The organism is Planomonospora antibiotica (assembly GCF_014647955.1).
Lineage (GTDB): Bacteria > Actinomycetota > Actinomycetes > Streptosporangiales > Streptosporangiaceae > Planomonospora > Planomonospora parontospora.
On sequence record NZ_BMQE01000158.1, the window covers coordinates 1 to 741 of the forward strand.

Annotated in this window: 1 protein-coding gene and 1 pseudogene; one reads left to right on the top strand and one right to left on the bottom strand. The window is 70.7% G+C overall.

The features are described 5' to 3' along the window. Window positions 1–308: pseudogene (locus IEZ06_RS35910) on the bottom strand (hypothetical protein); the annotation flags it as partial. Between the two features lie 202 nt (window positions 309–510). Here IEZ06_RS35910 and IEZ06_RS35915 point away from each other — a divergent pair. Further along, window positions 511–741 (top strand): BCCT family transporter (locus tag IEZ06_RS35915; RefSeq protein ID WP_189241125.1); only part of this gene is annotated, 231 nt, incomplete at its 3' end.

Here is a 741-nt window from a genome sequence, read left to right on the forward strand (position 1 = left end):
AGCACGCTGGTCACCTCGGGGTGGGCCCGCAGGTAGGCCACCAGCGCGGCCACGTCGTCGGCGGCGGGCAGCATGTCGGGCTGGGGGAAGACCAGCCGGTAGATCGGGTCGTCGGGGGCGGCCGACCAGTCGATCAGGTGCTCCAGCACGTAGGCGTTGGTGCGGAACGGCAGCACGGTGGCCACCGCCCGAGCGGCCAGCCGCTCCTCGGCGCTGAGCCCGGCGCGTGCGGTCAGCTCGTCCAGGTGCTTGCCCGTTTCCGGCACGTACACGTGGCGAGAGGGCCGGGTGTGCTGCTTCTTGCGCACCCGTGGCATCACCGTGTCATCGAGCAGCGACCCTCCGATGCGATCCGGGAGATCGGACCGCGGTGCGTCCGGAGCGTACGGTGCCGTCCAGCGCCGACGCTCCGCAGGACCGCGCCCCGGCCGGGAACTCGATCGCCACGGTTCGCCGGTATTTACACAGGGGAACATTGGTCTCACTCAGAGTATTGATACTGGAGGCACGATGCGCCCACCCCGACCCGACCTGCCCCTGCTGGCCATCGCCGTGGGGTTGCTGTCGGCGGTGATGCTGTGGGGCGCGATCTTCACCGAGTCGCTCGCCACGGCCGGCGACGTCGCACTCGGGTGGGTGCTGGGCAACTTCGGCTGGCTGTTCGTGGTGGCCGCCGACTCCTTCCTGGTCCTGGCCGTCGTGCTCGCGCTCAGCCGGTTCGGCCGGATCCGTCTCGGCGGG